The organism is Halomonas sp. PAMB 3232 (assembly GCF_031954225.1).
GTDB lineage: Bacteria > Pseudomonadota > Gammaproteobacteria > Pseudomonadales > Halomonadaceae > Vreelandella.
On record NZ_CP134865.1, the window covers coordinates 1982666 to 2007559 of the forward strand.

General features: G+C 62.2%; 23 protein-coding genes. 4 read left to right on the forward strand and 19 right to left on the reverse strand.

All coding sequences use genetic code 11. The features are described 5' to 3' along the window. Positions 1-27 precede the first annotated feature (27 nt). Positions 28-2733 (forward strand): ATP-binding protein, encoded by a 2706-nt coding sequence (locus tag RN346_RS09065; protein WP_311960943.1) that lies wholly within the window; start codon positions 28-30, stop codon positions 2731-2733. Between the two features lie 8 nt (positions 2734-2741). On the opposite strand, the gene acpS is transcribed toward RN346_RS09065, so the two are convergent. The 11 genes from acpS to rpoE form a co-directional block, all read right to left on the reverse strand. Beyond that, positions 2742-3119, reverse strand: a complete 378-nt coding sequence (gene acpS / locus RN346_RS09070; protein ID WP_311957959.1) for a holo-ACP synthase — start codon at positions 3117-3119, stop codon at positions 2742-2744. Positions 3120-3121: 2 nt separating this feature from the next. After that, complete coding sequence (gene pdxJ, locus RN346_RS09075; RefSeq protein ID WP_311957960.1) at positions 3122-3937, reverse strand: pyridoxine 5'-phosphate synthase; 816 nt, start codon at positions 3935-3937, stop codon at positions 3122-3124. Positions 3938-4028: 91 nt separating this feature from the next. After that, the gene (gene recO, locus RN346_RS09080) at positions 4029-4730 is read right to left on the reverse strand and encodes a DNA repair protein RecO (protein WP_263587307.1); all 702 of its coding nucleotides are present in this window, start codon (positions 4728-4730) and stop codon (positions 4029-4031) included. Positions 4731-4755: 25 nt separating this feature from the next. After that, a complete protein-coding gene (gene era, locus RN346_RS09085; RefSeq protein WP_263587113.1) occupies positions 4756-5655 on the reverse strand; it encodes a GTPase Era in 900 nt (299 codons plus the stop codon). Next, a complete protein-coding gene (gene rnc, locus RN346_RS09090; protein ID WP_263587112.1) occupies positions 5652-6347 on the reverse strand; it encodes a ribonuclease III in 696 nt (231 codons plus the stop codon). The genes era and rnc overlap by 4 nt, the downstream gene beginning before the upstream one ends. Before the next feature lie 40 nt (positions 6348-6387). Then, entirely contained in the window at positions 6388-7191 is an 804-nt protein-coding gene (lepB, locus tag RN346_RS09095) for a signal peptidase I (RefSeq protein ID WP_311957962.1), read from the reverse strand. A 15-nt stretch (positions 7192-7206) separates the two neighbouring features. Continuing rightward, on the reverse strand, positions 7207-9021 hold the full coding sequence (lepA, locus tag RN346_RS09100) for a translation elongation factor 4 (RefSeq protein ID WP_263587110.1): 1815 nt from the start codon (positions 9019-9021) through the stop codon (positions 7207-7209). 248 nt (positions 9022-9269) lie between these two features. Next, complete coding sequence (locus tag RN346_RS09105; protein WP_263587109.1) at positions 9270-10685, reverse strand: DegQ family serine endoprotease; 1416 nt, start codon at positions 10683-10685, stop codon at positions 9270-9272. Between the two features lie 167 nt (positions 10686-10852). Then, positions 10853-11875 carry a MucB/RseB C-terminal domain-containing protein gene (locus RN346_RS09110; protein WP_311960944.1) on the reverse strand — a complete coding sequence of 341 codons (1023 nt, stop codon included), beginning with the start codon at positions 11873-11875 and terminating at the stop codon, positions 10853-10855. Positions 11876-11936: 61 nt separating this feature from the next. Beyond that, on the reverse strand, positions 11937-12692 hold the full coding sequence (locus RN346_RS09115; protein WP_311960945.1) for a sigma-E factor negative regulatory protein: 756 nt from the start codon (positions 12690-12692) through the stop codon (positions 11937-11939). 261 nt (positions 12693-12953) lie between these two features. Then, positions 12954-13553 carry an RNA polymerase sigma factor RpoE gene (gene rpoE, locus RN346_RS09120; RefSeq protein WP_263587106.1) on the reverse strand — a complete coding sequence of 200 codons (600 nt, stop codon included), beginning with the start codon at positions 13551-13553 and terminating at the stop codon, positions 12954-12956. Positions 13554-14043: 490 nt separating this feature from the next. On the opposite strand from rpoE, the gene RN346_RS09125 reads away from it, so the two are divergent. Next, positions 14044-15114, forward strand: coding sequence for a 3-deoxy-7-phosphoheptulonate synthase (locus RN346_RS09125; RefSeq protein ID WP_311960946.1), 1071 nt, complete (start codon positions 14044-14046; stop codon positions 15112-15114). Between the two features lie 103 nt (positions 15115-15217). Here the strand turns inward: RN346_RS09125 and dinG are convergent, their stop codons facing one another. Both dinG and RN346_RS09135 read right to left on the reverse strand, forming a co-directional pair. Beyond that, positions 15218-17347: an ATP-dependent DNA helicase DinG gene (gene dinG, locus RN346_RS09130; protein ID WP_311960947.1), complete on the reverse strand. Its 2130-nt coding sequence runs from the start codon at positions 17345-17347 to the stop codon at positions 15218-15220. A gap of 5 nt (positions 17348-17352) precedes the next feature. After that, complete coding sequence (locus RN346_RS09135) at positions 17353-18627, reverse strand: DEAD/DEAH box helicase (protein ID WP_263587103.1); 1275 nt, start codon at positions 18625-18627, stop codon at positions 17353-17355. Positions 18628-18770: 143 nt separating this feature from the next. Here RN346_RS09135 and RN346_RS09140 point away from each other — a divergent pair, with 143 nt between their 5' ends. Both RN346_RS09140 and xthA read left to right on the forward strand, forming a co-directional pair. Continuing rightward, on the forward strand, positions 18771-19019 hold the full coding sequence (locus RN346_RS09140; RefSeq protein ID WP_252108537.1) for a hypothetical protein: 249 nt from the start codon (positions 18771-18773) through the stop codon (positions 19017-19019). Next, positions 19019-19846: an exodeoxyribonuclease III gene (gene xthA / locus RN346_RS09145; protein WP_311960948.1), complete on the forward strand. Its 828-nt coding sequence runs from the start codon at positions 19019-19021 to the stop codon at positions 19844-19846. Before RN346_RS09140 ends, xthA begins: the two co-directional genes overlap by 1 nt. A 26-nt stretch (positions 19847-19872) precedes the next feature. Here xthA and RN346_RS09150 read toward each other — a convergent pair whose 3' ends face one another. The 6 genes from RN346_RS09150 to RN346_RS09175 are packed head-to-tail and all read right to left on the reverse strand — an operon-like array spanning position 19873 to position 24799. Next, complete coding sequence (locus RN346_RS09150) at positions 19873-20949, reverse strand: hypothetical protein (RefSeq protein WP_311960949.1); 1077 nt, start codon at positions 20947-20949, stop codon at positions 19873-19875. Positions 20950-20951: 2 nt separating this feature from the next. Continuing rightward, a complete protein-coding gene (locus RN346_RS09155) occupies positions 20952-21734 on the reverse strand; it encodes a TonB family protein (protein WP_311960950.1) in 783 nt (260 codons plus the stop codon). Continuing rightward, the gene (locus tag RN346_RS09160) at positions 21731-22138 is read right to left on the reverse strand and encodes a biopolymer transporter ExbD (protein ID WP_311957970.1); all 408 of its coding nucleotides are present in this window, start codon (positions 22136-22138) and stop codon (positions 21731-21733) included. The genes RN346_RS09155 and RN346_RS09160 overlap by 4 nt, the downstream gene beginning before the upstream one ends. Further along, positions 22131-22673: a MotA/TolQ/ExbB proton channel family protein gene (locus tag RN346_RS09165; RefSeq protein WP_263587097.1), complete on the reverse strand. Its 543-nt coding sequence runs from the start codon at positions 22671-22673 to the stop codon at positions 22131-22133. Before RN346_RS09165 ends, RN346_RS09160 begins: the two co-directional genes overlap by 8 nt. Next, entirely contained in the window at positions 22674-24032 is a 1359-nt protein-coding gene (locus tag RN346_RS09170; RefSeq protein WP_311960951.1) for a MotA/TolQ/ExbB proton channel family protein, read from the reverse strand. Then, positions 24029-24799: a DUF3450 domain-containing protein gene (locus tag RN346_RS09175; RefSeq protein ID WP_311957972.1), complete on the reverse strand. Its 771-nt coding sequence runs from the start codon at positions 24797-24799 to the stop codon at positions 24029-24031. Before RN346_RS09175 ends, RN346_RS09170 begins: the two co-directional genes overlap by 4 nt. Between the last annotated feature and the right edge of the window lie 95 nt (positions 24800-24894).

A 24894-nucleotide genomic window follows, 5' to 3' on the forward strand; every position in this document is an offset into this window, starting at 1 on the left:
AACCCACGGAATCAATGAGTTTCATTCATGTCCCTGAATACGCGTACGCTGCTGGCCCTGGTAGGCATTCCGCTTGTCATTTACGCCGCCATGGCCGCGCTACTACTTCTGCACAACGCCGGTACCCAGCAGCGACTTTTTACCGAGCGACTGGTCGGCGCCAGTGAAGCGCTGGCGCCAGGGCTCAACGACGCCCTGGGTGAGGGCGACGAGTCGCGCGTGGAGCGCCTAGCGCGCCAGCTCATGGAGTACAACGCTCTGCGGGCGCTGACGCTGTTCGACGAGCAGGGCAACCGGGTGCTGGCATTGGGTCGCCCGCTTCTGGCGGCTCAGCGGCTCAGCGTGCCCCGCAGCACCACCCTCATCGAAGACCGAAACATCTGGCGCTTGCAGGTCCCGCTGTCGATCTATCACGGTAACGACGGGGCGGGCGCCGGCGGCAGTGGCCGCTGGCTCGAAGCCGAAGTCGACACCCGTACGCTTGCCCTGGAGCGCTACCGGTTGTTGGCGCTGCTGAGTCTGGGCGGCGCCGCGCTGGGGGCAGTTTTGCTGCTGTTATGGCGCGCGTTGAGCCGCTATCTCACGCGTCCGCTCGAACGCGCCAACCAGGCGCTCTTTCGCCTTGCTCACGGCGATTATGAACGCCGTTTGGGCAAGCATGAGGCGGCCGAGTTCGACGCGCTGGGGCAAAGCATCAACGAGGTCGGCGAGCATCTCCAGCACTTTCAGCGCGACATGCAGCGCCAGATCGAGCTTGCCACCCGGGAGCTTTGTGAGTCGATGGAAACCGTCGAGGAGCAGAGCATCAAACTGGATCTTGCGCATCGTAGCGCGGTCAAGGCCAACGCGGTCAAGTCCGAGTTTCTGGCCAACATGAGCCACGAAATCCGCACGCCGCTCAACGGCATTATCGGCTTTTGCCGCCTACTCGGACGCTCCGAACTCGACAAGCGCCAACTCGAGTGGCTGCGCCAGGTCCACCGCGGCTGCGACAACCTGCTGCGGTTGGTCAACGACGTACTCGATTTTTCGAAAATCGAGGCCGACCAGCTCAACCTCGAGGAGGTGGCGTTCGACATGGCGACGGTAATCGATGACGTCATTGGCCTGAACGCACCGGAGGCTCAACGAAAGGGGCTCCATCTATTGGGTCTTCTCCTCGACGATATTCCCACGCCGCTTTGCGGCGACCCGATGCGACTTCAGCAGGTACTCAATAACCTGGTCGGCAACGCCATCAAGTTCACAAGCGTAGGAGAGGTCGTGGTGCGCGCCGAACTGGGGCAACAAGAGGGCCAGCACGTCGTACTCAACGTCAGCGTCAGCGATACCGGAATCGGCCTCAGCGCCGAGCAGCAGCACGGGCTATTCGATGCCTTTACCCAAGCTTCTCCCAGCCACTCGCGGGAGTACGGCGGCAGCGGCCTGGGCCTGAGCATCTGCCGCCAGCTGATTGCTCGCATGGGCGGCGATATTTCGATCGACAGCGCACCGGGTGAAGGCGCGCGCTTCTCGTTCACACTCCCCCTGCGCGCCCACGGCGCGGTCAGCGCGCGCGCGCCGCTCGATTTGAAGCAGATAGTGGTGCGTTTGCACGAGCCTCACCCCACGACCCGCGCCATGCTGGAAAACTGGCTGGCTCATTGGTGCGCCCGCCCGGTATCGTTTGCCGACACCGATGACACGACGCTTTTGATGCTGGCGCTTACCCCGCAGGACTTCGTCGCCCCACGCCGGCATTACTGGGAATCGGTGATCGAGCAGGCCCAGCGCCCCACCCTGATCCTTGCGCTGGGCGTGCAGCTCGACCTGCCCGACTGGCCGCTGCCGTTTGGCGGCGACATCATCAGTAAACCGCTCACACGCCGCCGGATGATAGCAGCCCTCGAGACGCTGTTTAACGGCGGCCCCACACCGGCTGACGACGTCGAAGACGAGCTCACACCAACAGGGCCGGTCAGCGTACTAATCGTGGACGATAACGCCGCGAATCGTATGCTGCTCAAGGCGCTTTTGGAGAGCGACCACCTTGAGTTGGTGCTGGCCGACAGCGGCTACGGTGCGCTCGAATATGCGCGGATGCGCCACTTCGATCTGGTGTTGATGGATATTCGCATGCCGGGGCTGGACGGGCTCGAGACCACCCGGGCGCTTCGCCAGATCGACGGCGCTTGGGCGCGCTGCCCGATCGTGGCGGTCACCGCTCACGTCCCCGAGCACCAGCGCCAACGCTGGCTCGCCCAGGGCTTCGACGATGTGTTACTAAAACCCGTGGACGAAGCCGCGCTGGAGAAACTGATCAAACGCTTTTTGGGCATGACGCTGGTGTCGCCAGCCGATGAACTGATGGAGGCCGGCGAGATCAAAACGAACAGCTCGCCGCCCGCACTCGATTTGGCGCTGGGCGCCGCTCGAGCTGGTGGAAGCGAGGCGTTCGCCAAGCGCCAGCTGCTGCTTTTGATCGACAGTCTGACGCAAAGCAAGGCGCAGATCGAGCAGGCGCTCGAGCAAAACGATCGTGAGGCGCTGCTCGAGGCGGTTCACGCGCTCAATGGCGCCTGCCGTTACTGCGGCGCCCCGGCGCTTGGTGAGGCGGCTTTTGAGCTCGAACAAGCGCTTCACCGCCATGATGTCGATGAATCGGCCCGGATCTCAAAAGCGCTCGAGGCGCAGGCGATGGCCCTGCTCGACGAAATCCGGGCGCTGAGCGCCCAACGCTTCATGCTCGTTTGATCGTGCCGTCAGCGTTCGAGTACGACGAAGGCGAGCGCATACTCCGCCTCGTCGCTGATCGACACATGGGCGCTTTGTGCACCGCTTTGCTCGAAAAGCCGCCTGGCTTCGCCGGTAAGCTCGAGAACGGGTTTGCCGAGCGCATCGTTGAGCACCTGAATATCGCGCCACTGCATGCCCGCGCGAAGGCCAAGCCCCAGCGCCTTGACGAACGCCTCCTTGGCCGCGAAGCGCTTTGCCAGGAATGCCGGCGAACGGTGTCGGCTCACCCAGTTCTCGTGCTCAAGCGGGCCCAGGATGCGCGCGGCGAAGCGTTCACCGTGGCGCACCATGGCGGTTTCAAAGCGCGCGACCCGCGCAATGTCCGATCCAATCCCCACGATCACACTCAGTGCCCGCAGCAGCCGTTTGCGTGATCGTGATCATGCGAGTGCTCATGATCATCGAGCGCAGCCATCAACCCCGCTTCCTGACCGGCGATGATCAATCGCTTCATTTCCGCCACCGCCTCCTTGAGGCCCACGAACAGCGCGCGGGCGATGATGGCATGACCGATATTGAGCTCGTTGACGCCGGGAAGCGCGGCGATCGCCTCCGCATTATGGTAGTGAAGGCCGTGGCCCGCGTTGACCACCAGCCCCAGCGACACCGCATGAATTGCGGCGGCGTTGAGCCGGGCGTACTCGTCCTTGGCCGCTTGCGAACCCACGACCGCCTCGGCGAAGGCGCCGGTGTGCAGCTCGATGGTCGGCGCCCCGGCGCGGTGCGCGGCGTCGATCTGCTCGAACTCCGGATCGATGAACAGCGACACGTCGCAGCCGGCCTGCGCCAGACGCTCGCAGGCGCTCTGAATCTGATCGAAGCCGCCCACTACGTCCAGCCCGCCTTCGGTCGTCAGCTCCTCACGCTTTTCCGGCACCAGACAAACGTGGGCCGGTTTGAGCTCTTCGGCAAGCGCCAGCATCTCTTCGGTCACCGCCATTTCCAAATTCATGCGCGTGTTGAGCATCTCGGCCAGAAGGCGCACGTCCCGCGGCTGGATATGGCGGCGGTCTTCGCGAAGATGGACCGTGATGCCGTCGGCACCGGCTTCTTCTGCCAGCAGTGCGGCCTGCACCGGGTCCGGGTAGCGCGTACCGCGGGCCTGCCTGAGCGTGGCGATATGATCGATATTGACACCGAGTAAAATCCGCGGGGGGTGCATGGCGCTCTCCAGTGCGTGATCCAAAAATGAATGCGTCGGTTTAAAGGCTAACGTTGAGAAACCAGGATGTCAGGAGCCCGGATGGGACACGTCAGGATTCTCCCGAACTCGCGCGGCGCCGGGCCAGATCCACCATCAGCTCACGCGAGCGTAAAGGCTTTGACCCCAAATGCGGCGCGAGCGCGGCGCGCATGACCGCCTTCAGCGCCCCGGAAAGCCCGTCCGGCGTCCAGTCGCCCTGGTCGAGAATGCGCAGCGCCCGCCCTTCGATGCCACGCTCGAAAGGTACGAACGCGCGGCTTTGCGACTCGAACCGATAGCGCCCTTGAGGGTCGAGAGCGTCGCCTTCCGGGGTGGTGAAGCGCGGCGTCGCCCCGAGCGCGTCGAGCAGCGCCCACTCGAAGCGGCGAAGCGCCAGCGCCCGTCCGCTTGGCTGGGGCAGCGCGTCGAGTAGGGCGCTATAGAAGGCGAACACCTCCTCGGCGGCAAGTTCCAAAGGCAGCAGCCGAGTGGCGATTTCGTTGGCGTAGAGTCCGCAAAGAAGCCCCTCCCCTACCAGCAGCGCCGTTTGTCCGCGCGATTCCATCAGGGTCAGACGCTTTAACTCATGATCGCCGCGCCAGGCCACGAACAACGGCGTGAATGGCTGCAAACGCTGGCGGGATTTGGAGCCCGGACGCTGGCCGCCGTGGGCGACCGCCCGAATGCGCCCGTGGTTCAGCGTTAGCAGATCGACCAGGGCGCTGGTTTCTCGGTAAGGGCGCCGATGAAGCAAAAACGCGGGCTCGGCCATGGTGGCTTTGCTCAAGATAGTGGGCTCAATCGAGATCGTAACCCAGGCTTTTGAGCGCCCGGTCATCGTCGGACCAGCCGCGCTTGACCTTCACCCACAGGTTCAGCATCACCTTGGTACCGAGGGTGCGCTCCATATCGAGGCGCGCCTCGCGGCCGATACTCTTGATACGCTCGCCGTTTTCGCCGATCAAAATGACCTTTTGCCCCTGACGCTCGACGAGGATCAGAGCGCTAATGTGGGTGACGCGCTCGGTCTCGCGGAACTCCTCGATCTCGACGGTCATCTGGTACGGCAGCTCGTCGCCGAGCTGGCGCATGACTTTTTCGCGAACGAGCTCAGCGGCCATGAAGCGAAGGCTACGATCGGTGATCTGGTCGTCCGGGAAGAAGTGGATACTTTCCGGCAGGTGTTTGGCGACCTCCTCTTCCAGCGCCTCGACCTGAGTGCCGTGCTTGGCGGAAATCGGAATCACCGCGGCGAAGTCGCGCCGCGCGCCGACCTCACTAAGCCAGGGCAGCAGCGAGGCCTTGTCCTGCAGGCGATCCACCTTGTTGACCGCCAGCACCACCGGCGCCTTGACGTGCTCCAGGCGCGCCAGCACCGCCTGGTCTTCTTCGGTCCAGCGCGTGCGATCGATGATGAAGACCACGCAGTCGACGTCGCGAAGCGCCTGGGTGGCCGCCTGGTTCATGAAGCGGTTGATCGCCTTGTTGCGATCCTTGGACATGATGTGCATGCCCGGGGTATCGACATAGATGAACTGGGTCTCGTCCACCGTCTTGATACCCATCACCTGATGGCGCGTGGTTTGCGGGCGCCGGGAGGTGATGGACACCTTCTGCCCCAGAATACGATTCATGAGGGTCGATTTGCCTACGTTAGGCCGCCCAACGATGGCCACAAAGCCGCAGGTTTGACTCATGACGCGGGATCTCCGGGAGTTTTTTCAAGGTGGGTGAGCGCCTCTTCGGCGGCTTGCTGCTCGGCGTGGCGCCGGCTAGGGCCTTTACCGGTCGTATGCTCGCTCAAAAGATCGATATAGCACTCGACGGTAAAGGTCTGAGCGTGGGCCTCGCCCTTTACGGAGACGACTTCGTAGCGTGGAAGCGCCGCCTGGCGTGACTGCAAAAATTCCTGCAGACGGGTTTTTGGATCCTTTTGAGTGTCCTGCAGCGAGGTGCTCTCAAGACGCTCCCGATACCAGGCGAGCACTCGCTCGCGTACCGCGTCCATACCGGCGTCGAGGTAGATCGCGCCGATGACCGCCTCGACCGCGTCGGCCAGAATCGACTCGCGTCGGTGCCCGCCGCTTTTCATCTCGCCGGAGCCCAGGCGCAAACACTCGCCAAAGGCCATTTCACGGGCAAGTTCTGCCAGCGTTTGGCCCTTGACCAGGCGCGCGCGCAGGCGAGAAAGCTGGCCCTCGCGGGCCTGGGGAAAGCGCTCGAAAAGCGCCTCGGCAATGACGAAATTGACGATCGAGTCGCCCAGAAACTCCAGGCGCTCGTTATTGCGCCCACCGAAGCTGCGATGGGTCATCGCCAGCTCCAGAAGCGACTCATCGCCAAAGGTGTAGCCGATTCGTCGGCAAAAAGCGTTCAGGGAATTACTCACGATGCTCCTACGTCTTCGACGTTGACCTGGGCGGTGCGACTCATTCGATTCGCCTTACGCTCGAAAAACTGGGCAGTCCACCGTCCCAGTGCATCCAGACGGCAAACGCGCGCCCGACGATGTTTTCCTCCGGCACGAACCCCCAGTAGCGGCTGTCGTTGGACTGGTCGCGGTTGTCACCCATCATGAAATACTCGCCCTCGGGCACGATGACTTCGCCCATCTGGGGGCCCGGGTCGCGAGGATTGTTGTAGATGGCGTGGCTGACCGGCCCCAACCGCTCATTCAATAATAGCTGTTGCGGCGAGGCGGCGGGGCCCTCCTCGATCAGCGTTTTGGCGACCGGCTCGCCGTTGATGTAGAGCTGTTTGCCTTCATAGCGAATGCGATCGCCCGGCAGGCCCACCACGCGCTTGATGAAGTTCACCGACGGCTCGTCAGGGAAACGAAACACCATGACTTCACCGCGCTCGGGCTCACCGACCTCGACGAAGCGCTCGTTAATCACCGGCAGACGCAACCCGTAGGCGAACTTGTTGACCAGAATGAAATCGCCCACCTCGAGCGTCGGCCGCATGGAACCGGAGGGAATTTGAAACGGCTCGACGATGAAACTTCTAACCACCAACACGACCAGCAGTACCGGAAACAGCGAGCGCGAATAGTCGACCGGCCAGGACTCCTTTTCGAGTTTGGCGCGGGTGGTGGCGTCGAGTTCGCCCTGGGCGGCCTCTTCGGCATTGATCAGGCGGCGGCGGCGACGCGGGCGAAACCACAGGGCGTCGAGCAGGTAGATGACCCCGGTGATCGCGACGGCCAGTACCAGTAGTAGTGAAAAATCCATGAGGGTGTCGTCTTCCTAGTCGTTGACCTTGAGCACAGCAAGGAAGGCATCCTGAGGAATTTCCACACGCCCGACCTGCTTCATCCGTTTCTTACCCGCCTTCTGCTTTTCCAACAGCTTTTTCTTACGGCTGACGTCACCGCCGTAGCACTTCGCCGTTACGTTCTTGCGCAACGCCTTGACGGTAGAGCGCGCCACGACCTGACCACCGATGGCCGCCTGGATCGCCACATCGAACATCTGGCGCGGAATCAGCTCGCGCATTTTCTCGACCAGCAGGCGCCCGCGGGAGTGAGCGTGGTCGCGGTGAATGATCACCGCCAGCGCATCGACCTTGTCACCGTTGATCAGTACGTCGAGGCGCACGAGTTTTGCCGCCTCGAAGCGCTCGAAGTTGTACTCGAGCGACGCATAGCCCTTGGAGATCGACTTGAGCCGATCAAAAAAGTCCATCACCACTTCTGACATGGGGAGCTCGTAGGTGAGCTGGATCTGGCTGCCCAGAAACTGCATGTCGCGCTGCGTGCCCCGGCGCTGCTCGCACTCGGTGATCACGTTGCCGACGTAGTCCTGGGGCACGAGAATGCTCGCCCGCACCACCGGCTCGCGCATCTCGTCGACATCCGCCATGTCGGGAAGCTTCGAGGGGTTGGAGACGTAATTGACGTCGCCGTTTTTCATTGCAAGCTCGTAAACCACCGTGGGCGCGGTGGTCAAAAGATCGAGATCGTACTCGCGCTCGAGGCGCTCCTGAACAATCTCCATGTGGAGCGTGCCCAGAAAGCCGACGCGAAAACCAAAGCCCAGCGCGTCGGAGTTCTCCGGCTCGTAGTCGAGCGAGGCGTCGTTGAGCGCGAGCTTTTCGAGCGCGTCGCGAAAATCCTCATAATCGTCGGCGCTGACCGGGAACATGCCCGCATAGACCTGGGGCTTGACCTTTTGAAAGCCGGGAAGCCGGGCCACGTCCGGGGATTTGGTATGGGTGATGGTATCACCGACCGGCGCGCCGTGAATTTCCTTGATACCGGCAACGATAAAGCCGACCTCGCCGGCGCGCAGCATGCCGGTTTCCTTTTTGAGCGGCGTAAAGATACCGACTTCCGAGGTGTTCCAGTCGCGCCCGGTCGACTTGATACGAATCTTGTCGCCCTTTTTGAGCGTGCCGTCGAAAAGACGCACCAGCGAGACGACGCCCAGGTAATTATCGAACCAAGAGTCGATGATCAGCGCCTGAAGCGGCGCATCCGGGTCACCCTTGGGCGGCGGAATATCGCGCACCAGCCGCTCCAGAAGCTCGCCGATGCCGATGCCGCTTTTCGCCGAGACCTGGCAGGCGTCGGTCGCGTCGAGCCCGATGATCTCCTCGATCTCATGACCCACGCGATCAGGGTCGGCTTGGGGCAGGTCGATCTTGTTGAGCACTGGCAGCACCTCGAGGCCCTGCTCGATAGCGGTGTAACAGTTGGCCACCGACTGCGCCTCGACCCCCTGGGCGGCGTCGACGACCAGCAGTGCCCCTTCGCAGGCGTAAAGCGAGCGGGAGACTTCATAGGAGAAATCGACGTGGCCGGGGGTGTCGATGAAATTGAGCTGGTAGACGCTGCCGTCGGCGGCGGTGTAGTCAAGCGTCACCGACTGCGCCTTGATGGTGATCCCCCGCTCGCGCTCGATATCCATCGAGTCGAGCACCTGCTCCTTGAGCTCGCGATCGGTCAAGCCCCCGCAGGTCTGAATCAAACGATCCGACAGCGTGGACTTGCCGTGATCAATGTGCGCGATAATGGAGAAGTTGCGAATATGCTTAATTTTACTGGTATTTTCTGATGACATTACGCTTTGCAATCCGGGGTATGTACGAAGCCCTGTACAGTACAAAAAAATAACACGGCCACGTGCAATGAATAATTGGCAGCATTGTACCGTTAGCAAGACGCGGGTGCCATGTTCATTGCGCCGCGCCCGAGCGCCTGGTCCGCTTCACGCCCTGCGCGGTCGAACCACTGATGGCAAAACGCCCCGGCGGGCCGGGGCGTTGACGATCACTTTGTATCGACTCGGCGTGATCCGAGTAAAGCCGTTTACTCTTGCAAGCGCAGCGCGATGAACAGCGAGCGACCGTCGCGGTAGAGGCGCACCGGGATGGCGCGGTCGTTGGGTAGTGACTCGACGATGCCAGCAAGCTCCTCGGCAGACGTTACGCTCTTGTGATCGACGCTGACGAGAACGTCGCCTGGCTGAATACCAGCGTCAGCGGCAACGCTGCCCGCCTCGACCTGGCGAACTTCCACACCGCCGCCAATGCTCAAACGCTCCTGGAGCTCCTCACTTACCTCTCCCACGCTCACGCCCAAGCGGGTTTGTTCGTTGCTACCGTTCGCGGCACTGCCCTGCTCGGACTCAGGCCAGCTGCCGAGCTGAAGGGTCTGCTCGATCTCTTCTCCGTCGCGAATGACCGTTAGCGACACATCGCTTCCGGGAGCAACGCGACCGATCAGGCGTGGCAGCGTGCTGGAGCGGTCGACCTCTTCACCGTTGACGCCAACGATCACGTCCCCGGCCTGCAGGCCGCCTTGTGCCGCCGGGCCTTCCGGGTCGAGATCCGCGATGAGCGCGCCGATGGCGTCGTCCATGCCAAAGGATTCGGCCAGATCGCGGGAGACAGGCTGAATCATCACGCCCAGCCAGCCGCGGTTGACGTGGCCTTCCTCACGCAGCTGGTCGGCCACGTTCATCGCCACGTTGATCGGAATCGCGAAGGAGAGCCCCATGAAGCCACCGCTGCGGGTGAAAATCTGGGAGTTGATGCCGATGACCTCGCCTTCGAGATTGAAAAGCGGCCCGCCAGAATTACCCGGATTGATCGCGACATCGGTTTGAATGAAAGGCACGTAGGCGTCGCGCGGCAGCGTGCGATTGATCGCGCTGACGATACCCGCGGTCACCGAATGGTCGAAACCAAAGGGCGAACCAATGGCCGCCACCCATTCGCCGACCTGAAGATCGTCGGAATCGCCCAAATTGAGTACCGGCAGGTTGTTGGCATCGATTTTCAAAAGCGCCACGTCGGTTTGCTGGTCGCTACCGATCAGCTCGGCAGAAAGCTCGCGACGATCGTTCAAACGCACAAGAATTTCGTCGGCATCCTGCACCACGTGTGCGTTGGTCAGCACGTAGCCATCGGCGCTAATGACGAAACCCGAGCCCAGGGACTGGCGCTCTTCGCTACGACCGCGCCCCTGCTCTCCGGGTGGTGCCGGGAAGCTGTCGCCGAAGAAGTGGCGGAAAATTTCCGGAATGTCCTGACCGCCGAAGCCGCGCATGTCGGGGCCGCTTCGCTGAACCGTTCGGCTGGTCGAGATGTTGACTACGCCCGGGGCGGCGTCTTCGACCAGCTCGGTAAAATCGGGAAGGTTTTGTGCGTAGGCCGATTGGCCCATTATCAGCAGCGCCGTCATGCACAGCCAAAGCGAGTAGGAAACAACCGAACGCCTCATGGGATAAAGCTCCTCGTTCTAACAGCAATCACACCTGGGAAGGGATTCGGCTCATCGAGCCATCAAGCAGATTAAAGACTCATCGCTGGGAAAAACGTTCCATTTGCCTGCTAACCGCTTTACCAAGCCTTACGATACGTGCCGAGCGGGTAGGCGCAAGCAGGCTTTTAGCCGCGGCCAGGAACGTGTGCACCGAACTCGATCGACTGAACGATGCGGCGCACCTGCCCGGCCGGCAGCTCACCGATCGCTACGAGCTGCCAGCGCTCACCTTCGATATCGACAAGCTCGATCGCGATTCCTGAAACCCCCAGCGTGTAGGCGCCTGCTTCGAGCGCTTCATCGCCCGCTGGCGCGGCAAACACGCTCACCGACGAAAGGCCGTCGCTGAAAAAGCGCTGCGGCATGGGGTTACTGCTGGTGATTTGGGCCGGTTGCGCTACGAAGCCCTCTGGGAGCCAGTTGACTTCCCAATCTGGGTCCGCCAGACCACGGCTTTGCTCACTCATGAGCGGGCCTTCGTAAAGCGACGGCGATTGAAGCTGGGTCATCTGAAAGGTTTCGACCACGCGGGACTGGGTATCGCTCAGCTCGTGCTTGAGCAACAGGCCGGTCTCCTCATCGACCCACCAGGTATGGGCGTAACGATTGTCATCGTGAGGCTCGAAGCGCAGTCTGGATGCCACGCGCCCGGCCACGCGCTCTTCATTTTCGAGCGATACATCGTAATAGGTTTCGACGTGTTCAGCCCAGGCACGGGGCGTAACCGCAATATCGAAATCGCTCTCACCGGGAAGCGCCCAAGCCAGCTTGCCGGCCTGAGAACGGCGCTCGACGCTAATGGAAGGCCCATCCAGGTGCTGAACGACCTGCTGACGCACCCCATCCTGAACGCGATGAGAAAGCGCCAGCGTGCGTACACCGATACTGTTGATGGAGACCGCGCGGGCCTGGTATTCATAGCAGTGGCTTGCCAGCATCGTACGGATTAGCCACTCGTCGACGGAACTCGGTGCCTGAGTTAAAAGCGGGGTGGAACAGGTCTGGCGAGCCGCTTCTGTCGAGGGCGCCGTGGAGGGCTGATCGGCCTCGCTGCTCGCCTGAGCAGTTGCGGGAAACGAAAGCGCCACGACTGCTGCACAGAGCGCCCCCCTTGCAAACCACGACGCTGCCTCGACCCTCACGATCATCCCTCATCCTTTAATCGCTACCGATAAAAACGCTTACTGAACTGCCGGTCGCGCCAGCCGATTAGCGCTGACCAAGCGGCTCGACGATAGAGGATGAGCGCATGAGCGGCATCCAGCTATCGCCACTGCCTGCGGCGGCTCCCTGCGCGTGCTGCTCGAGGTAGGACTGGAGCAGGTTGATTTGATCGGCGTCGATGGCGCTCGTGGGCGCAGAAAACGTCTGAGCCGCGTTGGACACCGCCGGCGTCGAGGCGCCAAATGATTCGCTTACGTTCATCAAGCCGCTGCGACCGGCCTGACCGTTCACACGAAACGCCGTTGGCTCGAACATGGGAACGTCAGAAGACGTCACCGCATTGGTACCGCCCAAGCTTGCCGGCTGCACTTGAGCGCCAGCGTTCGAAGACACCGCGGCCAAGTCGCTGCCTCCTTGAGTGGCGGTTGAAACGCTGCCGTCACTGTTCAAAAACTGCACCCCAGTGACGACCATCAGCGATACCGCAGCGGCAACGCTCGCCCCACGGGCAAACGAGACGCGACCGGGTTTGGCAAGCGAGCCAATGCTCGACGTGTCTTGCTGTGCATCGAGCTGCGGCGCCGGCTCGTTTTCAAGCCGGGCCATGATGCCGGCGGAGAGGTCAAGGCTCACATCAACCGAGCGCTCGCGCTGCATCATACTGCGAGCCAAGTGGTAGCGGCGCCAGGACTCGGCAGCGCCTGCTTCTTCGGGCAGTGACTTGAGCACGCGGCGAAGCTCCAGCTCTTCGCTTTCGCCATCCATCAATGCCGATAGTGATTCTCGTGTATTCAAACTCATACTTACACCCTCACGCTGTGTTTAAAAACGTCTCGAGCCACGGTTGTCGGTATGGCCGCGAGCGTATTCACAGGCCAACACTTGAGTTTGGCGCGCCCCATCAAGGCATTACCAATCACTTGATTGATCTGACGGCGCGCCATACTTGCTGTTTACTTGCTGGTTAATCTGGTCACGCACTATGACGCCGTTGACCGCTGACAGTTCACAAAAAAGTGAAATTGCTTATGGGATTTTCTAGCGGCCCGCGCCATCTGGCGTTTACTCATCGCGGCTATTGCGTGAGGTGCTGACCAGCGGCCGAATATGTTCATCTACCGCTTCGCGCGCCCGAAAAATGCGCGAACGCACCGTGCCCACCGGACACTGCATGACCTGGGCGATATCTTCGTAGGCAAGTCCATCGAGCTCGCGAAGCGTAATGGCGGTACGAAGATCGTCCGGCAGGCGCTCGATTGCCTCGAACACTGCCGCTTCGAGCTGGTCCCGCGCAATCGAGGCTTCAGGAGACTCACTGTCCGCTAGCCGGCCGCTCTGGTCGAGCATCTCGGCATCGACGATATCCAGATCACTGCCTGGTGGGCGGCGTCCGCGCGAAACGAGATGGTTTTTTGCCGTGTTGATCGCGATACGGTACATCCACGTATAGAAAGCGCTTTCTGAACGAAATTTACCAAGCGCCCGGTACGCCTTGATGAACGCTTCCTGAGCGACATCCTGAACCTCGGCATGATCGTGAACGTAGCGACCGATCAGTCCGATTATCTTGTGCTGATATTTTTTCACAAGCAGATCAAAAGCGCGTAAATCACCTTTTTGGGCACGTTCAACCAGCTGCTGATCCGTTTCACGAGTGCTCATTCACACTCTCCCCCGGCTCGAACGCTTAACGCCGATCCTTGATACCCTTCGCCCTCCGAGGCGGGCTTTAACAGCATGCAACATAGCGTCCCTTGGGCAAATTAAATAAATCATTGACCGTAAATAAACTGATTGGCCAAGGACGTCACTCGTACGGAGCGGTTTATAAACCGGCCCGCCGAACGACTGGAACAGTGGCCCGTATCGAGCGCGGCCCGGCCTTGCCGACACTAGCGTCGGACTTTTTTGCGTGACCGCCTACCTGATAGGCGATAGAGGCGTTAGCGCTCCTTGCACGTACTCCATGTACGTACTCCATGTACGTAGTGTTACGCGTTATCTGCCGTGCATCAAGCACATTGCCGCGCGTATCAAATCCATGAGCAGACACTATCGGTGAACACCGGGTTCCGTAACAATTGATTTTTACTCTCTTAACGCGCCATAGTAGTGCCCAATTTTACCCAGGCTGCCACGTACAGGAAGCACCATGTCCGATCAACAAGTGAGTAACTTAAACGTTCTGGCTCAGGATGTCTTGACGACGCCGGACGCGTTGAAAACCGCCGTCCCATTGACCGAAAAAGCCGAGCAGACCGTCATCGAGGGCCGTCGGGTCATCCAGAACATTCTGGATGGCAAGGATCCGCGCCTTCTCATGGTCGTGGGCCCCTGCTCGATTCACGACGTGGATGCCGCGATCGATTATGCTAAAAAGCTTCGTGCCCTCGCCGATGAGGTCAGTGATTCGCTCTATATCGTCATGCGCGTCTACTTCGAGAAGCCACGTACCACGGTCGGCTGGAAGGGATTGATCAACGACCCGCACCTGAACGACTCCTTTGAGATCGATGAAGGGCTTCACATCGCGCGCAAACTGCTGGTGGAGCTTGCCGAACTCGGCCTACCGCTGGCCACCGAGGCACTGGATCCGATTTCGCCGCAGTATTTGCAGGACTGCATCAGCTGGTCGGCGATCGGCGCGCGCACTACCGAGTCGCAGACGCATCGCGAGATGGCCTCCGGCCTCTCCTGCCCGGTTGGCTTCAAAAACGGTACCGACGGAAGCCTGGATGTCGCCATGAACGCGCTCGAGTCGGTGGCCAACCCGCACAACTTCCTCGGTATCAACCAGGCAGGCCAGGTATCGATCATTCGCACCCGCGGCAACGCCTATGGCCACGTGGTGCTGCGCGGCGGCAACGGCAAACCCAACTACGATAGCGTCAGCGTCGCGCTTGCCGAAAAGGAGCTGGCCAAGGCGAAGCTCTCCGCCAATATCATGATCGACTGCTCTCACGCCAACTCCAACAAGGATGCCGCGCTGCAGCCGCTGGTACTGGAAAACGTCACCCATCAGATCCTCGAGGGCAATACCTCGATCATGGGCCTGATGGTCGAATCCAACCTGGGCTGGGGTAACCAAAAGCTCACGGCGGATACCAGCCAGCTCACCTACGGCGTGTCGATCACCGACGCCTGCATCGATTGGGATACCACCGCAGAGGCGTTCAGAAAAATGAACGACCAGCTCGCCCCGGTGCTTGCCAAACGTAAATAGCACATTGATCCGAGACCACAAAAAAACGCCCCGCGAGCAGTCGCGGGGCGTTTTTTGTGCGGCTTTCATCTTCAAACCCGACGCCAAACCTTATGCCTTGGCCTCAAGCGCTGATCTCGCGGCGAAACGGCGGCAGAGCGTCCAGTAGCGCCTGGCCGTAGCGGCGCGTAATGACTCGCCGATCCAGCAGCGTAATCACGCCCTGATCGCTCTCCTTGCGAATCAGCCGGCCACAGGCCTGAACCAGCTTGATCGAGGCGTCCGGCACGCTGATACGCATGAATGGATTACCGCCCTGGCTTTCGATCCACTCGGCAAGCGTTGCCCCTACGGGGTCGTCAGGCACCGCGAAAGGCAGCCTGGTAATGACCACGTGCGTTAGATAGTGGCCGGGCAGATCGATGCCCTCGGCAAAGCTTGCTAAACCAAAGATGATGCTGCCCTCGCGCCGGTCCACCGCGGCGCGATGGCGTTCGATCAGCTCGCGTTTGGGCAGCGCGTCCTGAGCCAGCACCCGCTCGCGGGCCTTTTCCGTCAGCGCCTTCTCGACCGCTCTGAGCTGAGCGCGCGACGAGAACAGCACCAGCACCGCCTCACGTTCATCGAGCGAGTCGACGAAGGTGACGATAGCACGCTCGTGAGCGTCACGGTCGCCCGGGTCCACCGCCTCTGGCGGCACTCTCAGCACCGCGTTGGCGTAGTCGAAAGGGCTTGGCAGCGCCTGATAACGGTAGCGGTTAGCCAGCCCCGCCCGCTCCTGAAGGCGCTCGAAGCGCCCAAGCGCGGTTAATGTGGCCGAGGTCACCACCGCACCGTGGCAGCGCCCCCAGAGGTGTTTGGCCAGCGTATGCGCCGCGGATACCGGGCTTGCCGAGAACTCGATCTCCGGCTCGCCGCCGGCGCGGCTCAGGGTGACCCAGCGCGCGCTTGGCGCCACGTTGGGCGGGTCCTGCTCACTCATGCTTTGCCACAGCGCGTGGGCGTCCAGGCTTCGCCCGTGCAGCAGCGCCACCAGCGGCAGCCAGCTTTCGGCCTGCTCGCGCTCGAGGCCGGTTTGCTTATCCGGGTCCAGGGTTTCACGCAGAATATCGCTGATGCTCTCGAGCGCCCGCGAAAGGGTCGCGAACTGAGTAACCAACTGGCTCGCCTGTTCTCTGAGCGCCTCGGGCAGCTGCCCCTTCTCGAAGCGAAACTGGTGCAGAGACTCATCGTCCGTTAGTCCCCGGTCGCGTCCGGCGAGCTGGTGGCCCAGGCTGAACACATCGCCCAGCGCCGGCTCGAGCCCGCGCAAGAGCTCGGGAAGCCCTGCCAGAAGCCGGGCTATGGTGGGCTGACCACCAAGGCCCGTGTTCAGCTCGCCAAGGCTCGATTTCAGCGTACCCAGCCAGCGCAGGCAGGCGTTGACCGCAAAGCGGTGGGCAAAGTGGGAAAGCGCCTTGTCCGGCAGGTGGTGACCTTCATCGAACACGAAAATGCACTCCGCCGGGTCCGGCAGTATCGCCCCCCCGCCGAGCGCCAGATCCGCTAGCACCAGGTCGTGATTGGCGACGATGATATCGGCGTTTTCGAGTTCGCGCCTTGAGCGGAAAAAGGCGCAGGCACCAAAGTGACCGCAGCGCCGACCGGTGCACTGGCGATGATCGACGGTCAAGCGACGCCAGTGGCTATCGTCGATCGACTCAGGCCAGTTGTCGCGGTCGCCCTCCCAGGTGCCGCTGCCGTAGGCTTCGGCCATGTCGGTGGCCAGCACGGTAAACTCGCTGCCCTGCTCGGCCAGCGACTGTTCGAACAGCGAATGGGTCGGGTTGGGTTCGACGCCTTCCAGCGCCTGATCCAGGCGCGCCACGCAGACGTAGCGCCCTCGCCCCTTAGCCAGAGCGTACTTGAACGTTAGCCCGCTGTGGCGGGAGAGCGCCGGCAGATCCTGGTTGAGCACCTGCTCCTGAAGGGCGACCGTGGCGGTCGAGACGATCAGGCGCTTACCGCGGGCCTTGGCCACCGGCAGCGCCGAAATCAAATAAGCGAGCGTCTTGCCGGTACCGGTGCCCGCTTCCAGCACGCAAACGTGCTGGTCGCTGACGCGCTTGCCTTCACCATCGACTTCGATATCGCCCAGCGTGCGGGCAATTTCGGCGATCATCAGCCGCTGACCGTAGCGTGGCGTCAGCGACAGCTCCTCGACCACCTGACGATACGCCGTTTGGATGCTCGCCTTGAGCTCGTTGTCCAGCATCGCGTTTAAAGCATGCCTTCCGGCGGATGCTCGCAGGGCAGTTTGTCGTTGATGTAGCGCTCGATTTCCGGCAGCGAGAACGCATCCTCTTCACCCACGAAGCTGATCGACACGCCCTTGGCACCGGCGCGACCGGTGCGGCCGATCCGGTGAACGTAGTCCTCCGGGTCTTCCGGCAGCGTATAGTTGATCACGTGGCTGACGTCTTCGATGTGGATACCGCGACCGGCAACGTCGGTGGCGACCAGCACCTGGATCGCGCCTTCACGAAACTCCTCGAGGGTCTGGATCCGCTGGCCCTGGGGCACGTCACCAGAGAGCATCGCCACGCTTACACCCGCCTTTCTCAGCGCGCTATCGAGCTTGCGCACCAGATCCCGGCGGTTGCCGAACACCATCACACGCTCGAAGCTCTCCTGCTCCAAAAGCTTGACCAGCAGACGCTGCTTATCATCGTCGGAGACGAGGTAGACGCGCTGATCGATGTCGGCCTGGTTCTCGACGGTGACCTCGATCTCGACGTGGGCCGGGGTCTGCGTCCACTGACTGGCAAGGTTCAGGATATCGTCGGTGAAGGTGGCCGAGAACAGGAACGTCTGCCGCTCCTCTTTCTTTGGCGTGTAGCGGATGATGCGCTTGACGTCGGGGATGAAGCCCATCGAGAGCATGCGATCGGCCTCGTCGAGCACCAATACCTCGACCTCGGAGAGATCGATATCACGCTTTTGATGAAAGTCCAAAAGCCGACCGGGCGTGGCCACGAGAATGTCGACGTTTTTGGTCAACGCTTCGCGCTGGGCCTGATACTCCATACCGCCTACGACGCTTGCAACGGCAAGATCGGTGAAGCGCGAAAGCGCTTTGGCGTCCTTCTCGATCTGCAGCGCAAGCTCGCGGGTAGGCGCGATGATCAGCGCCCTGGGCGCGCCGGGCTTTTGCCCGTTCGGTGCCGGCTCTTCCAGAAAGTAGGCGAGCACCGACATCAAGAACGCGGCGGTCTTGCCGGTACCGGTCTGGGCCTTGCCGACGATATCGCCGCCCAGAAGCGTCTGGCGCAGCGCCTCGGCCTGGATGGGGGTGCAGTATTCGAACCCCTGGGCGTGGATGGCGCGCATCAAGGGCAGCGGCAAATCGAAGTCATGAAAGCGCCACTTGCCGGCCACGGCGGGCACCTGAAACTGGCGTAAATCCCAGCCGGATTGACGGCGGCGCGGCTTACGGCGACGACGTTTGGGCTTGCGGTTCTGGGCCGATGCTGTGGTCTGTTCCGACTCGCTCATAGGCTTTCTATCTGTCCATTACGGTGGATGTTGGCATCACGACGCGCATAGTGTATCACAGGGCGCGCCAATTAGAGCGGTGCCCGGTGTGCCCGAAACGCTTGCCTGTTAGAATGGCGATCAAATCGATCAAGGAGCGCGACATGACGCGTAAGAAAAAAACCCGTTCGCTGGCGGACAAGGTCACCATTCGTACCGGCCGGCGCAAGGACTATAAAAAGTGGCGCAAGGAGAACCCGGATCAGGTCGCACCCTCGCGGCGTTTCGTGGCTAAAAAGCAGCAGCAGCGCAAACTCCAGGCGGTACGCAAGCTCGCCCGCGAGCAAAGCGGCCAATCTATCGAGATCCATCCCGAGCGAAAGGACGACCCCACGCCGGGAGACAACGCCTGATGCGCTTGGTCTCGTTCAATATCAACGGTATCCGCGCCCGCCTGCATCAGCTTCAAGCGCTGATCGACACCCAGGCCCCGGACATCATCGGTCTGCAGGAAACCAAGGTGCAGGATAGCGAGTTTCCGATCAAGGATGTCGAGGCGATGGGTTACCACGTCGTCTATTACGGCCAAAAAGGGCACTACGGCGTGGCCATGCTCACTCGCCAGAAGCCACAGTCCGTGGTCTACGGCTTCCCCGATGATGAGGAAGACGCCCAGCGGCGAATGATCGGCGTTACGCTCGCCTGCGAAGACGGTGAGCCGGTCACGATCTACAACGGCTACTTCCCCCAGGGGGAAAACGTGTCGCACCCGACCAAGTTTCCCCACAAGGAGCGCTTCTACCAGCAGCTTTCACGCCTGCTCGACACGCGCCACCAACCAACCGAGCGCCTGGCCATCATGGGCGACTTCAATATCTCTCCTGAAGATCAGGACATCGGTATCGGTGAGCCGGCTCGCAAGCGTTGGCTGCGCGAGGGCAAAACCAGCTTTCAGCCGATCGAGCGCGAGTGGCTCGAAGGCATCAAGGCCTGGGGATTGACGGACAGCTATCGCGTCTGTCACCCGGATGATGACGAGCGTTTTAGCTGGTTCGACTACCGTTCGAAAGGCTTCGACCGTGAGCCCAAACGCGGGCTGCGGATCGACTACATTCTGACCACGAAAGCCCTTCGTGATAAGGCGAGCGGCGCCGGTATCGATTACGACCTGCGCGCCATGGAGCGCCCTTCAGATCACGCCCCGACCTGGAGCGATTTCGCGCTCACGCTCGCCCCCTGACAGTGTCAGGCGTTGCTCGGGCGCGTTTAGTGCAAGCTTGCAAGCCAGGCATCGACCTCTTCGTCGCCAAGCGCCTGGGCCTGTTGCCAAGCGCGCTCGGCGCGGGCCTCATCGTTCCAGGCGTAGGCGAGCTGGCCATAGCGGCGCCAGTATTCGGCTTTACCGCTTTGCTCGGCAAGCGCCTGCCATGCATCGAGCGCCCGCTCACGATCTTTCGCCCGGCTCCAGGCCGCAGCCACACGGCGAAGGGTAGCCTCGCTGCGCGCCAGGCGCTCGCCGTCAAGCGCCGCCTGGAGGTGCTCGGCGGCTCGGGCGGGCGTACCCCCGGCAAAATGAAGCTGGATCAGCGTCTCGAAATCCTCGTCGCTTTCGAATTTTCCCAGCTGCCACGCAGTTTCCCAAAGCCCGGCGGCCACACCTGCCTGCCCCGCCTGCTGAGCAAGCCCGGCGGCCTGGCGCCACTCGTTGCTGCTACTCTCCTCATCCAGGCCCTCGAGCAGCCACCCAAGCGCCTGCTCGCCCTGGCCGGCGCGGCGCATCACGTTCAAAGCCAGCGCCTGGCGAGCCTCGGTTGTTGGTTCGCTCTGCTCCAGAAGCGACGAGAGGCGTTCGGCGGCGGCGTCCCACTGGTCATCGTCGGCCAGCAGTCGCACCAGTTGCCAACTCATGTCGGCGTCGCTGCCGTTTTCTAGCCACTGCTGGTAAAGCGTAATCGCTCGAGTACGCTGCCCAGCGGCGCGGCGTAGCTGCGCTTCTTCGCGCAGCCAGCGGCGGGCCTGCTCGCCGCCGACGCTCGAGCGCGCCCGAGCGCTGGCAAGCCGGTCGGCAGCGGCGCCGGTATCGCCCTGGCGCGACAGGGCGCCGGCCGCCAACTGGTAATAGAGCGCACTCGCCCACTGATCCGAACGGTTGCCGCTTTCAAGGCGCTCGGCCTGACGAAGCGCGCGCTCGACGACACTTTCGAGCGCCTGCTCGCCCTGGGCGCTGGCAAGCGAGCCCTGCAACGCATTGAGGTCACGAATGATATCGCCAGAGAGCGGCGCGTCGGCCTGGGCCGCTGCGACCCAACCGCTAAAAAACAGTAAAAGCGCTAAACGTTTCATGGCTACCTCAGCTGAAAGTCGATGCGCTGGGTGGCGCGGCGCAGCTGCTGGCTGGGTGGAAATTGCCAGCTGGCAATGGCATCTCGCGCGGAGTCCTCGAACACGCGCCGCGGCTGCGCATTAATCACTTGAATGGAGCCGGCATCCACGCTGCCATCGCGACGAATGACGAAACTCACTTCGACAAACCCTTCCATATTGCGCCGCAGCGCACGATTCGGGTAGACCGGGTCCGTTTTACTGGTTGCTGCGATCTGCCCGACGCTCACCGGCTCATTGGAAACCGGCGCTTGCGGCGCGGGTGCGGGCGCAGACTGGGCCGGCGCCGGTGACGGCGAAGGTGAAGGCGCCGGCTGGGGCGATGGCGTCGGTGCCGGCTGGGGCGCTGGATCAGGCGTTGGTTCGGGCTCAGGTTCGGGGGTCGGCTCGGGCACCGGCTCCGGCGTGATTTCGGTCAGTTCCGGCAGGTCACTGTCGAGCTCGACGGGCTCGACCGGCTCGTCGGGGAGCTCCACTTCCGGGAGCGCAATGGTGCTGTCCGCACTCGCCAGCGGTTCTGGCGTCGGCATGGGCGGCGGCTGGGCGGCGGTGGGCGGCGGCGCCTCCGCCGGCGCCGGCGCTTCCGGCTCCGGCGCGATCTCGGGGGCTTCGACCATGTTCATGCTCATGGTGATCTCAGGCTCCTCAAAAGGCTGATCCGGCGGCGTGACCAGAAGGGCCAGACACCAGAAAAGCCCGACCGCCAGTGCCGCGCCCGCCAGAAGCGATAGCAGGCGACGAATCATTGCGCGCCCCGGCTCGCGGCCACCGCCACCTGGTCGACTCCGGCCTGCTGAAGGCGATCCATGACTTCGATGAGAAGCCCGGTGGTGGCGTCGCGGTCGGCCTGAATCACGACGGAGCCGTCGGCGCTCAAGAGCCCCGCCACTTCCTGACCGACACTGTGAACGTCCACGGGGCGACCATCGACCCAAACCGCGCCTTCCGGCGTGACCGCGACCAACACCTGAGCATCCGGACGTGGGCTTGCCGAGCTCGACTCTGGGCGCTCGATCTCGATGCCGCTTTCGTTGATGAAGCTGGTGGTGACAATGAAGAAAATCAACATGATGAACACCACGTCGAGCATCGGCGTCAGGTTGACGTCGGCGCCTTCCGCGGCGCTATCGGCTGAATGACGTCTACGCATCGTTACTCTCCAGGGCACGCGCCAATCGATCGTGAAGACGCTGATCCTCGCGACGGATCACGTGCTCCAGGCGACTAATGAATAAAAGTCCTACAACGGCAATGGCCATACCCGTCAGCGTGGGGAGCGTTGCACGCGCCACGCCATCGGCCATCGCGCGGGCCTGCTGGGTGTCGCTGTAGGTCAGGCTATCGAATACCGAGATCATGCCGGTGACGGTGCCCAAAAGCCCCAGCAATGGGCAGAGTGCGACGAGTAGTTTGAGCCAGGGCAGGGGTCGGCGCAGCCGGCGAACCAGCGCATCGGACCAGACCTGGCGCAGCGTGCGCGCGCTCCAGCTGCGATGGTCCTCGCGCGCGGTCCAGCGCTTGATCAGCTGCCGACGGGCGCGCCGCCACGTGACTCGGTAGTACCACCAGCGCTCGATCGCCATGGCAAACACCGCAATCGCGACGACGGCGAGCACCACCAGTACGACCCCGCCCGCTTCGATCAGCCGCTCGACGGGCTCGAGCCAGAGAGGAAGCGTCGGCATTTAGCTCACCACTTTGCCATCATGGGCGGACTGCGCTTCCAGATGATCGGCAAGCGTAGCACTGGCTTCGCCTTCGATGACCTGGGTCAGGTAGCGGCTACGGCTCGAGAGCGCAGTTTGTGCGAACAACAGCGGTACCGCCGTCACCAGCCCCAGTACCGTGGTCACCAGTGCCTGGCTGATACCGCCGGCCATCAGCTGCGGGTCGCCGGTGCCGAACACGGTGATCGCCTGGAAGGTAACGATCATGCCGGACACGGTACCCAAAAGCCCCAACAGCGGCGCAATCGCGGCGAGTAGCTTGACCATCGGCTGGCCGCGCTCGATGCGCGGAAGCTCTGCCAATACCGCCTCGTCCAGACGCGCTTCCAGCGCTTCGGGCGTTTGGTGCTTGTCCATGTCCTTGAAGCGATGCAGCACGCGCCCCAGGGGGTTGTTATCCTTGAGGTTATCGAGCGAGCGACGCTGGCGATTGACGCGAGCGCTGACGACCCACAAATAGAGATATTGCGCCAGTGCGACTAAAAGCCCGATCACCCCGAGTACGACGACCACATAGCCCACATAGCCACCCTGCTGAAAGCGCTCCCAAAGACTTGGCTGCTGTGTCAGTGCCGTGAGCACGCTACCCTGAGACGGGTCGATGGCAAACTCACGGCTGTCGCCGCGATAATACTCCCCCAGGACACGCTCGATTTCGCTTGGGGTGCGCGGCAGCGTCGACACCGAACCGTCCTCTTCACTGACGCGCAAAAGCGCCGTGTCGGTGAAGGCGGCAAAATCACCGAGCCGCACGACATCGCGCTCTTCGATGTTGCCTCCGGCATCGGCCACTGGCAAGCGCACGCGCTCGGCCTGGCCCGTGGCAACGCTAAGCCTGGCGAGGCTGTCGACCACGCGTTCGAGCTGGGCGCGCTCCAGCACGTCCACGCTGTCCAGTCGCGGAGGCAGCTCGGCAGCGCCCAGCGTGAGAAGGCTTTGCGCGCCCAACTCGTTGCGTACTTCATCGCTTTGGCGCGCAAGCATCGAGAGCAGCGAAGAGAGCTCTTCGCCCTGCTCGCCCTGACGGCTGGCGAGCGCGTTGCCACGTTCGGTTTGCGCTTCTTGTTGCTCGGCTAGCGCTTCCCGGCGCGCCAGAGCGTCGGCGTTGGCGGCGCGGGCATCCGCCAGCGCCTGCTCGAGCGCCTGCTGGTCGTTCAAAAAGCCTTCCAGTCGAGCCTGGTCGCGCGCCTCGGCGGCCTCGCGCGCTTCGCTCAACGATGAAAACTGGCTCGTTTGCGCAAGCGCCGGTGTCACTAGCAGACAGCCCAGAACGAAGGCGCCCAGCGCACGCCAGCGCTTTGGTGTTGATACGTTCATGACGGGTTTTCCTGCTCGGCGGTGATCGATAGCGGGAGGTAGAGAAGCTCGGGTGTGCGCTGATCGTCGGCAATGCGCAGGGCGTTTCGCACTTCGCGCCGGCCGTGCTCGCCCAGTGGCTGCCACTGGCCGCTCTCGGCGTTCCAGAGCGCGCCTTCACGCCCGTCCGGCGTCAGGTAGTAGTAGCCAATACGCCCGACCCGCAAATAGTCGACCTCGCGAGCGCTCCCTTCTTCAAGCGTCAGCCGACCGCGCCAGTGATCGATTGCGCGGCCGTACTCGAGCTCTACCCGCCAGGTTTCCAGGAGCTGTTCGATGCGCTCGGCGCTACTGGCCCCCTGAAGATTCTCTATACGCGCAAGGCGTTCGTCGAGAAGAAACGGAAGATCGTTTTCGATGAACGACGTGAGCTGCTCGGTCATGTCCTGCTCGATCACGGGAAGTGCTGCACGCGTTTCGCTAACGGTATCCAGTGCACTGCCCAGCGTCTGCTGCCGCTCGGCCTCCTGTGCCAAGCGTGCGGTAAGAGCGGCATTCGACGCTTTGAGCGAGCGGGTTTCGCGCTCGAGCTCTCTGAGCTCTTCAAGAGCCGTGCGTGTCTGCTCATCAGCGGCATCGATTTGTTGCTGAAGGGCCGACTGTTGTTGTTGGGCCTCGACGCCCTGTGCGGCCTGGTCGAGAGCTTCATCGCTTGCGATCGCGTGAGTACTCACCAATACGCAGACGCTCCAGCCTCCCAGCGAGCTAAAGAAGGGCCTTTTCAGCACGATACTTCTCCATTGCGGTTAAACGACAGCCGGGCTGCCACGCCTTGTATTCGTTAAACATAATAACGATTTACGTCTGTCCAGTGGTTACATAG